Annotated in this window: 12 protein-coding genes; 9 read left to right on the top strand and 3 right to left on the bottom strand. The window is 67.2% G+C overall.

Going from position 1 to position 12,611, the window contains the following annotated elements:
- Positions 1-224 precede the first annotated feature (224 nt).
- Positions 225-1,187, top strand: coding sequence for an enoyl-CoA hydratase/isomerase family protein (locus tag AC1RM6_RS02895; RefSeq protein WP_493098090.1), 963 nt, complete (start codon positions 225-227; stop codon positions 1,185-1,187).
- A 203-nt stretch (positions 1,188-1,390) separates the two neighbouring features.
- Positions 1,391-2,425 (top strand): aldo/keto reductase, encoded by a 1,035-nt coding sequence (locus tag AC1RM6_RS02890; protein ID WP_493098089.1) that lies wholly within the window; start codon positions 1,391-1,393, stop codon positions 2,423-2,425.
- Positions 2,426-2,438: 13 nt separating this feature from the next.
- On the opposite strand, the gene AC1RM6_RS02885 is transcribed toward AC1RM6_RS02890, so the two are convergent.
- A complete protein-coding gene (locus AC1RM6_RS02885; RefSeq protein ID WP_493098088.1) occupies positions 2,439-3,113 on the bottom strand; it encodes a GntR family transcriptional regulator in 675 nt (224 codons plus the stop codon).
- Between the two features lie 210 nt (positions 3,114-3,323).
- Here AC1RM6_RS02885 and AC1RM6_RS02880 point away from each other — a divergent pair, with 210 nt between their 5' ends.
- The 7 genes from AC1RM6_RS02880 to atzF all read left to right on the top strand — a co-directional run bounded on the left by AC1RM6_RS02880 (position 3,324) and on the right by atzF (position 10,395).
- Positions 3,324-4,238, top strand: coding sequence for a hypothetical protein (locus AC1RM6_RS02880; protein WP_493098087.1), 915 nt, complete (start codon positions 3,324-3,326; stop codon positions 4,236-4,238).
- A 65-nt stretch (positions 4,239-4,303) separates the two neighbouring features.
- Complete coding sequence (locus tag AC1RM6_RS02875) at positions 4,304-4,990, top strand: cysteine hydrolase family protein (RefSeq protein WP_493098086.1); 687 nt, start codon at positions 4,304-4,306, stop codon at positions 4,988-4,990.
- Between the two features lie 16 nt (positions 4,991-5,006).
- Complete coding sequence (locus AC1RM6_RS02870; protein WP_493098085.1) at positions 5,007-6,623, top strand: hypothetical protein; 1,617 nt, start codon at positions 5,007-5,009, stop codon at positions 6,621-6,623.
- Positions 6,620-6,799, top strand: coding sequence for an AtzG-like protein (locus tag AC1RM6_RS02865; RefSeq protein ID WP_493098084.1), 180 nt, complete (start codon positions 6,620-6,622; stop codon positions 6,797-6,799). The genes AC1RM6_RS02870 and AC1RM6_RS02865 overlap by 4 nt, the downstream gene beginning before the upstream one ends.
- The gene (locus AC1RM6_RS02860; protein WP_493098083.1) at positions 6,796-8,196 is read left to right on the top strand and encodes an AtzE family amidohydrolase; all 1,401 of its coding nucleotides are present in this window, start codon (positions 6,796-6,798) and stop codon (positions 8,194-8,196) included. The genes AC1RM6_RS02865 and AC1RM6_RS02860 overlap by 4 nt, the downstream gene beginning before the upstream one ends.
- Positions 8,193-8,576: an oxalurate catabolism protein HpxZ gene (gene hpxZ / locus AC1RM6_RS02855; RefSeq protein ID WP_493098082.1), complete on the top strand. Its 384-nt coding sequence runs from the start codon at positions 8,193-8,195 to the stop codon at positions 8,574-8,576. Before AC1RM6_RS02860 ends, hpxZ begins: the two co-directional genes overlap by 4 nt.
- A gap of 1 nt (position 8,577) precedes the next feature.
- Complete coding sequence (gene atzF / locus AC1RM6_RS02850; RefSeq protein WP_493098081.1) at positions 8,578-10,395, top strand: allophanate hydrolase; 1,818 nt, start codon at positions 8,578-8,580, stop codon at positions 10,393-10,395.
- A 13-nt stretch (positions 10,396-10,408) separates the two neighbouring features.
- Here the strand turns inward: atzF and AC1RM6_RS02845 are convergent, their stop codons facing one another.
- Positions 10,409-11,317, bottom strand: coding sequence for a C13 family peptidase (locus AC1RM6_RS02845; RefSeq protein ID WP_493098080.1), 909 nt, complete (start codon positions 11,315-11,317; stop codon positions 10,409-10,411).
- Between the two features lie 139 nt (positions 11,318-11,456).
- Complete coding sequence (locus tag AC1RM6_RS02840) at positions 11,457-12,521, bottom strand: choice-of-anchor A family protein (protein WP_493098079.1); 1,065 nt, start codon at positions 12,519-12,521, stop codon at positions 11,457-11,459.
- Positions 12,522-12,611: the final 90 nt, after the last annotated feature.

Here is a 12,611-nt window from a genome sequence, read left to right as displayed (position 1 = left end):
GGTCTTTTGACTTCCTTCTGACGCACCCAGCCCGAGGGCATTGAATAGAAGAAAAGAAGAAGACCCTCATCCAAACCTTCTCCCGCACGCGGGAGAAGGCTTCAGAAGGAAGGGCGCAAGCCGCGTGGACGGCAGGGACATCACAGGGGGCATGAGGGGACAAAGCGGGGCTGTGGCGGCCTGATATCGAACGATACAAAGATGATCGTCTGAAGGAGAGCAGCATGGCCGAAACCGAAGCCCCCTCGGCGGAGGAGATCATCCTCTACGAGAAGAATCCGAAGACCAAGATCGCGACGATCACTCTCAACCGCCCCGACTATCTCAACGCCCCGACGATCGCCGCGCGGCTGCGCTATTCGGACCTGATCCACCGCGCCAATGTCGACGACGACGTCAAGGTGCTGGTGATCCGCGGGGTCGGCAACAATCTGGGCGGCGGCGCCGACCTGCCCGAGCAGGAGGCGATGCTGACCGGCGGCGAGCATTCGCTGCTCCACGAATTCCGGATCGGCGCCGACGAGGACGTCAAATATCCCCCCAAGGGCAGCTTCCGCTATCTCGCCTCGCTGACCCAGCTCTACGCCAATTCCAACTATGGCTGCCGCAGCCTCCAGGATTTCAAGAAGATCTCGATCCTCGAGGTGAAGGGCTATTGCTATGGCTGGCACTTCTACCAGGCCGCCGATGCCGACCTGGTGATCTCGTCGGACGACGCGCTCTTCGGCCACCCCTCGTTCCGCTATGTCGGCTGGGGTCCGCGGATGTGGCAATGGGCGCAGACGATGGGGGTACGCAAGTTCCAGGAGATGCTGTTCACCGGGCGCCCGTTCACCGCGCAGGAAATGTACGACTGCAATTTCCTCAACAAGGTCGTGCCGCGCGACCAGCTCGAAGCCGAGATCGAGAAATACGCCACCGCCTGCTCGAACACCCGGCCGACCGACGTCGTCTTCATGCAGAAGACCTTCTTCGAGGTGATGAAGCAGCAGCAGGGCGAATATATGGGCAGCATCATGACCGCCTGGATGGAATCGATGCTGCCGCTGGTCCGCAACGACGCCGAGGAACTGACCCTCGACGAAGAGACGTTCGGCAAGGGGCTGAACAATGCGGTCAAGGACAACGACATGCTGTTCCCGCCCGATTTCCGGCTGAGCAAAGCCGGGCGGAAGATGAAGGAGTAGGAGTCCCCCTTCATCACTGCGGGTATTGCGTACTGACAGGCAGCCATAACCACACCGTCATGCTGAACTTGTTTCAGCATCCACTCTTCCACTCGGGAACGGCCCCTTGTTACCCGGTGGATCCTGAAACAAGTTCAGGATGACGAAGTGAGGTTCCTGCGGCCCCGCGTGCGGACGACGAGCGGAAAGCAAGGAGCCCCCCCATGCAATATCGCACGCTCGGCCACAGCGGCTTGATCGTCTCGCGGCTCGGTTTCGGGGCGCTGACCTTCACCCAGGGCAATCAGTCGATCGGATCGGTGTACAAGGTCGGCGCGGCGCTCGCCGACCAGCTCGTCGGGCGGGCGATCGATGCCGGGGTGACCCTGTTCGACACCGCCGACGTCTATGCCGACGGCGAGTCCGAGACGCTGCTCGGCGCAGCGCTCGGGCCGCATCGCGACCGGGTCGTGATCACCAGCAAGGTCGGCAATCGCGGATCGGGCGAGCGGTCGCCGATGCGTGCGGGATTGTCGAAGCGGCACATCCTCTGGTCGATCGACCAGAGCCTCAAGCGGCTCGGCACCGACTGGATCGACCTCTATGTCGCGCACCGCGAGGATCCGTTCACCCCGATCGAGGAAACGCTCGAGGCGTTCGACGCGGTGGTGCGCGCGGGCAAGGTCCGCCATGTCGGCTTTTCCAACTGGTCGGCGTGGAAGGCGGCGGCGGCGATCGAGATCCAGCGGGCCAATGGGCTCGCGCCCTTCACCCACGGCCAGGTCTATTATTCGCTGCTCGGCCGCGACGTCGAACGCGACATGCTGCCGATGATGGCGCATCAGCGGATCGGCGCGACGGTGTGGAGCCCGCTGGCCTATGGCTTCCTCGGCGGCAGCTACACCCGCGAGGATCTGGCGAAGCCCGACAATCGCTTCTCGAGCTTCGACATGCTCGGCTTCGACCGCGACAAGGGCTTCGCGCTGCTCGACATGATGCGCGGGATCGCCGCGGCACGATCGGCAAGCGTCGCCCAGATCGCGATCGCCTGGCTGCTCGCCCGCGAAACGGTGACCAGCGTGCTGCTGGGCGCGACCAAACGCCACCAGCTCGACGACAATCTCGGCGCGATCGACGTGACGCTCGCCCCCGAGGATCTGGCGGCGCTCGACGCTGCGACCGCGATCGACCCGATCTATCCGACCTCGCAATGGATCGCGCCCGACCGGCGAACGGCCAAGGCGCTGGGCCAGCTATAAGTCAGGCGGATAATCAGGCCGATTCCGGCGCCCTGGCGAACTGCGCTTCGCTCAGTTCCTCGAAGCTCTGCTCGACGAGATTGACATGGTGGAGCATCGCCGCATGCGCGGCGGCGGCGTCGCCGCGGATGATCGCCGAGACCACCGCATCATGTTCGGCGAGCGAACGCGGGAGCCGCCCCTCGAGGTGGAACTGGGCCCGGCGGAACGGGCCGAGCCGGCGGCGGACCGAGGCGGTGATCTCGGCAAGCACCGCATTATGCGCGCCCGCATAGATCATCGTGTGGAAATTGTGATTGGCGTCGGCGAAGGCGTCGGCATCATCGGCGTCGGCGAGCGCGCGCATCCGGTCGTGGAGGTCCTGGAGCCGGCGCCGTTCGGTCGGCGCCATCGACAGCGCCGCCAGCCGGGCGCAGGTTGCCTCGAGTTCGCCCATCGCCACGAACAGTTCCTCGAGCTGGGCCGGGGTCACCTGCGCGACGATCGCGCCGCGCCGCGGCCGCACCTCGATCAGCCCGGTCGTCGCCAGCTGGCGCAGCGCCTCGCGCACCGGGGTGCGCGACACCGCATAACGCTGCGCAAGGAGTTGCTCGTCGAGCCGGGCGCCCGGCGCGAACTCGCCGGCGAGGATCGCTTCGGCCAGATCCTCGGCAAGCTTGTCGACCGTCGTCCCGTTCAACACGTCCATTCCTTGTCCATGCGCCTTGATACCGCACTGGGCGAACAAGCGCGCGGAGAAATTTGCATGCAAAAATGACGGTTCAGCAACAATTCCATTGCCGAATCGAATATTGCATGCAATCTTAATATTGCGCATACAGAATTGCGTTATCTGCAATCATGCGTGTGTGTTCGCTGAGGGGATGTCTGGGCGCTGACCAATAGGGAGCGACCCAACATGCGGACGATTTACGGAATTTCGGCGCTGGTTCTCGGCGCGTGCAGCAGCGTCGCTTCAGCCGCGGATGGGGATTGGGCCCTGCACGGTTTCGGCGATGTCGTGCTCAAGAACGACTATGTCACCCCGCGCGGGCTGGTGGTGACGACCGCGGGCGAGACAGTCCAGGTGCTCGGAGGACTTGTGCTGGTGGCGCCGAGCGGCGTCGCCTTTCATGCCGGGACCTGGACCGACCTCAATCCCGACTTCAAAAGCTATAATGGCGGGGCGAACGTCACCGCGCTCAACGAGTTCGATTTCTTCGCCGGCATCGACAAGGACCTGGCGAAGAACCTGAATGTCGGGGTCGAATATGTCCAGTTCGTCAGCGGCCAGCCGTCCAAGGCGTTCCGGACCGAGCGCAACATCGAATTCAGCCTGAAATATCGCGACGGCAAGCCCGACCTTCCCTACAGCATCAATCCCTATGCCAAGCTGTTCTGGGCGGTCGGCGGCAAATCGTCGACGGTGGTGATGGGCAAGGCCGGCGGCACGTTCGACGTCGAACTGGGCGCGATCCCGACCTGGAAGGGCAAGAGCTTCACCCTCGCCGCCCCGACCTGGATCACCGCCGGTCCCAAGGGCTTCTGGGGCGCCAAGAGCAACGGCCTGTATCCGATCGCCAAGCCCGACGGCAATTTCGGCGTCTTTTCGACCGGGCTCAAACTGTCGACGCCGCTGAGCTTCATCAAAGGCGCGGCGGGCGCGAGCATCTATGCATCGGCGCAATATTACTATCTGATCAACGACAATCTGCAGGCTGCCAAACAGCTTCTGAGCGGGGGCGTTCCCAATTTCGCCACCGGGAAGATCGTCGGCGGACCGGACAATCGCAGCCACCTCGTGTTCGGCACGGGGATCAGCTTCGGCTTCTAGGAGAGGAAGACCGACCCGAAGGCCCCGACCGGGCCTTCGGACCCTTTGCGATCGGAGGTAGAGCGATGCCCGGTATTCCCGCCACGCCTTATGATTTCGAGCTGCGGCCGCAGCAGGCCGCCTTGCTGATCATCGACATGCAGCGCGATTTCATCGAGCCCGGCGGCTTCGGCGCCGCGCTGGGCAACGACATCGCCCAGCTCCAGCGCACGATCGCCCCGCTCAAGACGCTGCTCGCCGCGGCGCGCGCCGCCGGGCTGCTGGTGATGCACACCCGCGAGGGCCATATGCCCGACCTGAGCGACCTGCACGAGACCAAGCGGACCCGCGGGCGCGGCGCGATGACGATCGGCGACGCCGGGCCGATGGGGCGCATCCTGGTGATCGGCGAGCCCGGCCACGACATCATCGCCGATCTCTACCCGATCGACGGCGAACCGGTGATCGACAAGCCCGGCAAGGGCGCCTTCTACGCCACCGAGCTCGGCGCGCTGATCGCCGAGCACCGGCTGACCCAGTTGATCGTGTGCGGGGTGACCACCGAGGTCTGCGTCCACACGACGGTGCGCGAGGCGAACGACCGCGGCATCGACTGCCTGGTCCTGTCGGACTGCACCGGGTCCTATTTCCCCGAATTCCACGAGGTGGCGTTGCGTATGATCGCCGCACAGGGCGGCATTTTCGGATGGGTTGGCGATTCCACGGGCGTCATCGCCGCGCTCACCGCACCGGCGGAACCGGAAGCTGTATGATCAGGGGGCTAGCATCATGAGCGTGACCGCGAAGACCGGGCCGTTCCCGGCGACATTGCCGCAGAAACTGCCGTGGTGGACACCCGGCGACTGGAACGCCTTTTTCGGTTTCGGCACCAACATCCTGGTGAACGTGCTGGTGCTGACCGGGCTGCTGCGCTTCGTGCTGAAGCTGCCCGATCCGATCATCTTCGGCCGCATCCTGCCCGCGGTCGGGCTGATGTTGTGCCTGAGCACGATCTATTATGCCTGGCTGGCCCGCCGGCTGGCGGAGAAGACCGGCCGCACCGACGTCTGCGCGCTGCCCTCGGGGATCAGCGTGCCGCATATGTTCGTCGTCGTGTTCGTGGTGATGCTGCCGATCCTGATCGCCAGCGGCAACCCGGTCGAGGCGTGGAGCGCGGGGCTGACCTGGGTGTTCATCCAAAGCTTCGTGCTGATGGCCGGCGGGTTCGCGGCACCGCTGATCCGGCGGATCACCCCGCGCGCGGCGCTGCTCGGGTCGCTGGCCGGAATCTCGCTGACCTTCATCTCGCTGAGCCCCGGCGCGCAGGTGTTCATGACCCCGGTGATCGGCGTCACCTGCCTGGCGGTGATCCTGGCGAGCTGGCTGGGCGATTTCCGTTATCCCGGCGGCATCCCCGGCGGACTGATGGCGATCCTCGTCGGATCTCTGCTCGCCTGGGGCGGGCATCTGCTCGGCTTCGAACTGGGCGGGATCGGTCCCGACAAGGTGACCGGGGCGCTCGCCGATTTCGGCTTCCATCTGCCGCATCCGGCGATCGCCGAGATTTTCGGCGGCTTCAAATATATCGGGGTGATCCTGGTCACCGCGATCCCGTTCGGCATCTACGACCTGGTCGAGGCGATGGACAATGTCGAGAGCGCCGAGGCGGCGGGCGACCATTTCCCGACCACCCGGGTGCTGACCGCCGACGGGGTGATCAGCCTGATCGGCTGCCTGATGGGCAACCCGTTCATCAACGCGGTCTATATCGGCCATCCCGGCTGGAAGGCGATGGGCGGCCGCACCGGCTATTCGGCGGGCACCGGCCTGTTGATGCTGTTCCTCACCTGGTTCGGGGTGATCGGGCTGATGATGGCGGTGATCCCCGCGGTCGCGCTGCTGCCGATCCTGCTCTATATCGGCATGCTGATCGGTGCGCAGGCCTTCCAGGAAAGCCCGCACAAACATGCCCCCGCGGTGGTGCTGGCGATCGTGCCGACGATCGCGTCCTGGGGCCTGACCCAGATCAACAATGCGCTGGGCGCGGCCGGCACCAATGCCGAGAAGGTCGGGCTCGATGCGCTCGGCAACAATGGCGTACTCTATCACGGGCTCCAGATCCTGGGCAGCGGCGCCACGTTGTGCGGGATCATTCTGGGGTCGATCACGGTGTTCATCATCGACCGCAAACTCGACAAGGCCGCCTATTTCGCTTTTGCCGGCGCGGTGCTGACCTTCTTCGGGCTGATCCACGCCGAATCGATCGGGGTGATGAAGACTCCGGCGGTGGCGGCGGCCTATCTGCTGGTCGCGGTCTTCCTGTTCCTCTGCTCGATGAAGGAAAGCGCGGCTACGGAAACCGAAGGCGAACCGTTCGAAGGCGCGATCGCGCAGGCGGCCGAATGAGCGCGCCCGACCAGACCGAAGTGATGATTCTGGCACGGATGGCGGGGTTGGCGATCGACCCCGCCCATCTGCCCGGGGTCACGCACAACCTCGGCCTATTGCTCGGCCAGGCAGCCCTGCTGATGAACCCTCCGATCGATCCGCTGGTCGAGCCGGCGCCGGTCTATCGACCATGAAGCTGATCGACAGACCGCTCGATCTGGCCGGCGCGGCGACGATCGCGCGGGCGGTGCGTGCCGGGCGCTGCTCGGCGCTGGCATTGATCGAAAGCCGGCTGACCCGGATCGAGCGGCTCAACCCGCGGCTCAACGCCTTCACCGAGATCATGGGCGACCGCGCCCGCGCCGAGGCGCAGGCGGTCGACACGCTGGTCGCCGAGGGCCGCGATCCGGGTCCGCTGGCCGGGGTGCCGTTCGGGGTGAAGGACAATTACGATGTTGCCGGGCGGGTGACCACCGCCGGGTCGATCATCAACCGCGCGCACCCGCCGGCCTCCGCCGACGCCGTGCTGCTACAGCGGCTCACCGCCGCCGGCGCGGTGCTGGTCGGCACCCAGAATATGGACGAATATGCCTATGGCTTCACCACCGAGAACGCCCATTATGGCCCGACCCGCAACCCCGCCGATGTCGGCCGCAGCGCCGGCGGCTCGTCGGGCGGATCGGCGGCGGCGGTGGCGGCGGGGCTGTGCGACTTCGCGCTGGGCACCGACACCAACGGATCGATCCGGGTGCCGTCCTCGTTCTGCGGCATCTTCGGGCTGAAGCCGAGCTTCGGCCGGCTGCCGCGCACCGGCACCTTCCCCTTCGTCCATGAGCTCGACCATCTCGGGCCGTTCGCACGCAGCGTCGCCGACCTGGCTCTGGTCTATGACATGATCCAGGGCCATGACGCCGGCGACGCCGCCTGCGCCGCCCGCCCCTCGCACCCGACCCGCCATGTCCTCGACGAGGAATTCACCGGCAGCGCCGCGATCCTCGACGGCTGGTTCGCCGACATGGCCGATGCGCAGGGTCGTGCGGCGGTAGCGGCAGTGGCGGACGCGCTGGGCGCGACCGCCCGGGTCACCCTGCCCGACGCGCACAAGGCCCGCGCCGCCGCCTTCGTGATGACGTCGGCGTCGGGCGGCAACCTCCATGCCGAGGCGTTGCGCGATCGCGCCGGCGATTTCGATCCGGCGACCCGCGACCGGCTGCTCGCCGGGCTGCTGCTGCCCGCGCATGCGGTGCTGCAGGCGCAGCGCTTCCGCAGCCTGTTCCGCGAGCGGCTGGCCGAGGCGTTTCGCCATCACGACCTGCTGATCGCGCCGGCGACCCCGTGCGCGGCGCCGCTGCTCGGCCAGGCGACGATCCGGGTGAACGGCGAGGATGTGCCGGCACGCGCCAATATCGGCCTGCTCACCCAGCCGCTGAGCTTCGTCGGCCTGCCGATCGTCACCGTGCCGGTGCACAATGGCACGATGCCGATCGGGGTGCAGATCATCGCCAGGCCCTGGCGCGAGGATCTGGCGCTGCAGGCGGCGGCGCATCTCGAACGGACCGGTATCGTCCAGGCAAGGACCGTGGAACCATGATGATCAACGACCCCGCGACACTGGCCGGGGCGACCGCCGCGTTCGACGCCTATGAGGCGGCGCTGATGGCCAATGATCTCGACGCGCTCGATGCGCTGTTCTGGCCGTCCGAGTTCACGGTGCGGATCGGACCGGGGCAGAATCTCTACGGCATCGACGCGATCCAGGCGTTCCGCGCGGCGCGGGTCGGCGGTTCGCCGAAACGCGAACTGCTCAGGGTGACGATCACCAGCTTCGGCACCGACTTCGCCACCGCCAATGCCGAATTCCAGCGGGCCGGCGCCCCCGCGCCCGGGCGGCAGACCCAGTGCTGGGCCCGCTTCCCCGAAGGCTGGCGGGTGGTGAGCGCGCATATCTCGATGCTCGGCGAGGGCCACTGACATGACATTGCGCGCCGTTCCCAGCCTGCCCGCCGTCCTCGACCTCACCACGGTCCGCGACCTCTATGGCGCAGGCAGCTTCACGCCGCTCGAGCTGATCACCGCGCTGATGGCGCGGATCGATGGCACCGATCCGGCGGCGTTCATCGCTCGTTCCCCGATCGACCGGATCCGCGCCGATATCGGCGACCTGCTGGCGCGCGCGGCCGAGGTCAACTCGTTGCCGCTGTGGGGGATCCCGTTCGCGGTCAAGGACAATATCGACGTCGGCGGCCTGCCGACCACCGCCGCCTGCCCCGCCTTCGAACATGTACCAGCCGAGGATGCCGCGGTGGTCGCCCGGCTGAAGGCCGCCGGCGCGATCGTCATCGGCAAGACCAACCTCGATCAGCTCGCGACCGGGGTCAACGGCACCCGATCGCCTTATGGCGCGCCGCGATCGGTGTTCTCGACCGACCATATTTCGGGCGGATCGAGTTCGGGATCGGCGGTCGCGGTCGCCGCCGGCCTGTGCAGCTTCGCGCTCGGTACCGACACCGCCGGATCGGGCCGGGTGCCGGCAGCGTTCAACAATCTGGTCGGGATCAAGCCCACGCCCGGCCTGCTCAGCACCAGCGGGGTGCTCCCCGCCTGCCGCAGCCTCGACTGCGTGACGATCTTCGCGCTCAACGTCGCCGATGGTGCGGCGATCCGCGGGCTCGCCGAGGGCTTCGATCCCGCCGACCCCTATTCGCGCCGCGCGACACCCTTGCCGCTGCCCGCCGCCGGGCTGCGGATCGGCGTGCTCGCCCCCGCCGACCGCGAATTTTTCGGCGATGACGAGGTCGCACGCCTTTACGACGCGGCGATCGCCGCCGCCGCAGCCCTCGGCGACATCGTCGAGATCGACTTCGCCGCGTTCCGCGAAACCGCGACCTTGCTCTATGACGGCCCTTGGGTCGCCGAGCGGCTCGTCGCGTTCGAAGGTTTCGACCTGCCGATCACCGCGCTCGACCCCAGCGTCGCGATCATCACGCTGGGCGGCGCCGGGCGGACCGCCGCCGACACCTTCCGCGGCCTCTATGCGCTCGAGGCGCTCAAGCGCCGCGCCGAGACCGAATGGGCGAAGGCCGATATCCTGCTGCTGCCAACCGCGCCAACGATCTACCACGTCGACGCGATGCTCGCCGACCCGATCAGGCTCAACAGCCGGCTCGGCACCTATACCAATTTCTTCAACCTGCTCGGCATGAGCGGGATCGCGATCCCGGCGGGCTTTCGCGCCGACGGGCTGCCCGCCGGGGTGACGCTGGCCGGACGCGGCTTCCAGGACGATGCGCTGGTGCCGATCGCCGACGCGCTGCACCGCGCGATCGGCAGCGGCGCTGGATGCGACCGGACCGAGCGCGACTATCCGCCGCTGCCGACACCGCCCGCCGGCGAGACGATCGACCTGGTCGTCGTCGGCGCTCATCTGTCGGGAATGGCGCTCAACCATGAGTTGCTGGCGCTCGGTGCGACGCTCAAGGCGGCGGCGCGCACCACCACCGATTATCGGCTGTTCGTGCTGCCCGACACGGTCCCGGCCAAGCCCGGGCTGATCCGGGTGCCGGGCTTTGCGGGACCGAGCATCGCGGTCGAGATCTGGTCGCTCGACCCGGCGGCATTCGGGCGGTTCGTCGCGAAGATTCCCGGCCCGCTCGGGATCGGCAAGGTCCGGCTCGACGACGGGTCGCAGGTCTCGGGCTTCCTGTGCGAATCGCTCGCGCTGGTCGACGCGCCCGAGATCACCGACTTCGGCGGGTGGCGGGCCTATGTCGCGTCGCAGATAGCGGGCTGAACCTCCGTCACCGTCAGTGGTTCGCGGCGACTGCCTGGTCGATCGCGTCGGTTGCGGGGCGGCCGACGGGATCGCTCGCTTCCTTCGGCATCCGCGCCTCGATTGGGCGCAGCCATGACGCGGCCTGCGTACCGATCGCGATCTGGGGGTTGGAGGGAATCAGCCGACCGCGCGCTTCCCAGCTGCCGACCAGCCCCCTGGCCTCGCCGAACGCCGCCGCCAGCGGCTGGTTTCGGCGCAGCGCATGGTTGACGAGCGCGTCGCCGAAGAAGGTCCAGTCATTGTCGGAGGCGCATCCGAACGAGGTGCGGTCCGCCGCCGCCGCGGTGATCACCGCGCCCTCCGCCGTGGCCAGAGCCGGCACGAAGATCCCTGCGAAACAGGCGCTGATGATCACCAGCCGGTTGCGCATATGCCCATGCCGCAGGACATAATCGAGCCAGGACGGCGCCAGCGTGGCGAGGAATGCGCCGCGATCGCGATAGGCGATGCCGGCGGGCGTGCCATGCGCGGTGATGTAGAGGACCAGCACATCCTCTTGCGGGTCCATCACCCCGGCGACGCGCCCGAGCGCGGTCTCGAGGGTTTCGAGGCTGCCGCGCGGCAGCGGATCGATGCCGCGGCCGTCGGGGCCGGCAAGCAGCAACGTCCGCCCGCCGGCATCATAGCGCCGTGCGAGCACCCGCGCCGCCTCGCGCGCCTCGCGTCCGAACACCGGATCGCTGTCGAGCGCGGCGACGACGACATAGGCGTCGACGATGCCCGGCCGCTGCGGGGCGAGCGCGTCCGCGGCGGTGGCGAGGCGACGGCGATCGGCTTCGGTGACGCCCTGCGAGCCGCCCCGCTCGACCAGCGGGGCGCGCGCGAACGGATCCGGCCGCGCCGCGCCCGGCATCAGCGCGAGCCCCACGCACAAGCACAAGCAAGACCTCAGCCGCGTCCTCATCGGTTTTCGCCCCGTTTTCGAATCCCGTCGGCGCGAGGTTGGCGCAAGCTAGCGCGATTTTGAAGACCATCCGTCGATCGCCCGGCCGCGCACGACCTGTCCGAAGATCGGGGAATTAGATATGGCGCCCCTGCCATTGGGGGCATGGGCGGAAGCGCAGGGCGCCGCCGATCAGGCCGAAGCCGATGACCAGCATCGCCCATGTCGCCGGTTCGGGCGCGGCCGAGGTCGAGGTCACCGACGACAGATCGCCCTGGAAGGTGCCGAGATGGACCTCGCCATTCTGGACCAGCGAGCTGGCGACCAGCGTGCCTTCGACGAAATTGTTGAGGGTCACCGCGGCGGTCGGCGCGAGGATCGTGCCGTAGAAGGCGGTCTGGACGCTGATCGTCTGCGCTTCGTAGAAATTCCAGATCACGCTCTGGCCGAGTTCGGACGCGGCCCCGAGGAAATTGTCGTCGAGGACGATGTCGGTGCCCGACACGTTGATGATCGTGGTCGATCCGCTGGCGACGGTGACCGAGATCTGGCCGATCCCGCTCAGCGTCTGGGCGCTGATGTTGAAGATGTTGAGCGCCGCGGTGGCGTCGATCTTCAGCGTGTTCGCGGCGGCGGTGGCGGTCGCGGTGCTCGCCAGCGCGGCGAGATTGGCGCTGAGGCTGGTCAGCGACGAGACGAGCAGGTCGCGCTGCGCGACGAGGGTTGCGGTGAAGTCCTCGCCGAGATTGGCGTTGAGGGTGCTCCCGTTGAGATTCTGGTTCACCGAGCTGCCGCCGACGTTCAGCGTCTGGGTGCCGCCGTTGAGGTTGAGCATCGTGCCGACATTGCCGCCGACGCTGGCGCCCGAGCCATTGTTCAGATTCTTGGCGCCTCCGGTCACGTCGCCGACCACGGTCAGGCCGGGGACGCCGCCGGCGGCGGTCGCGGTGCCGGCGATATTATAGTTGGACGAATTGCCGCTCAGCGATCCGCCGATGAAGCTGCGCCCCTCGACCTCCGAACTCGATACGGCATTGTTGAAAACGATCAGGTTCCACGTCTTCATCGCCTCGACCCCGGCGAGCAGCGCCGCCGAGGCCGGGCTGGTCGCGAACGGCAGAACGAGGCCGGCGATCAGCAGCCAGACCGTGTGCCAGCCCATCCGGCGACGCGCTCCCGGCTCGTTCGATGCAATGGCCATGTCGCGCCTCCCTGATTGCGATCGGGCGGCGATGGCGGGCGATCGTTACGGGCGAATTGCGAAATATTGCAGTGGGCACGGGTCGCGGCG

The sequence above is a fragment of the Rhizorhabdus sp. GW822-FHT03C02 genome (genome assembly GCF_058801765.1).
Note: the sequence above shows the minus strand (reverse complement) of the source record. Positions and strands in the feature narration are given on the sequence as shown.

What these genes read in the sequence shown, in the direction of transcription:
- AC1RM6_RS02895 (WP_493098090.1), top strand. Translation starts at nt 225, where the DNA reads ATGGCCGAAACCGAAGCCCCCTCGGCGGAGGAGATCATCCTCTACGAG.
- AC1RM6_RS02890 (WP_493098089.1), top strand. Translation starts at nt 1,391, where the DNA reads ATGCAATATCGCACGCTCGGCCACAGCGGCTTGATCGTCTCGCGGCTC.
- AC1RM6_RS02885 (WP_493098088.1), bottom strand. Translation starts at nt 3,113, where the DNA reads ATGGACGTGTTGAACGGGACGACGGTCGACAAGCTTGCCGAGGATCTG.
- AC1RM6_RS02880 (WP_493098087.1), top strand. Translation starts at nt 3,324, where the DNA reads ATGCGGACGATTTACGGAATTTCGGCGCTGGTTCTCGGCGCGTGCAGC.
- AC1RM6_RS02875 (WP_493098086.1), top strand. Translation starts at nt 4,304, where the DNA reads ATGCCCGGTATTCCCGCCACGCCTTATGATTTCGAGCTGCGGCCGCAG.
- AC1RM6_RS02870 (WP_493098085.1), top strand. Translation starts at nt 5,007, where the DNA reads ATGAGCGTGACCGCGAAGACCGGGCCGTTCCCGGCGACATTGCCGCAG.
- AC1RM6_RS02865 (WP_493098084.1), top strand. Translation starts at nt 6,620, where the DNA reads ATGAGCGCGCCCGACCAGACCGAAGTGATGATTCTGGCACGGATGGCG.
- AC1RM6_RS02860 (WP_493098083.1), top strand. Translation starts at nt 6,796, where the DNA reads ATGAAGCTGATCGACAGACCGCTCGATCTGGCCGGCGCGGCGACGATC.
- hpxZ (WP_493098082.1), top strand. Translation starts at nt 8,193, where the DNA reads ATGATGATCAACGACCCCGCGACACTGGCCGGGGCGACCGCCGCGTTC.
- atzF (WP_493098081.1), top strand. Translation starts at nt 8,578, where the DNA reads ATGACATTGCGCGCCGTTCCCAGCCTGCCCGCCGTCCTCGACCTCACC.
- AC1RM6_RS02840 (WP_493098079.1), bottom strand. Translation starts at nt 12,521, where the DNA reads ATGGCCATTGCATCGAACGAGCCGGGAGCGCGTCGCCGGATGGGCTGG.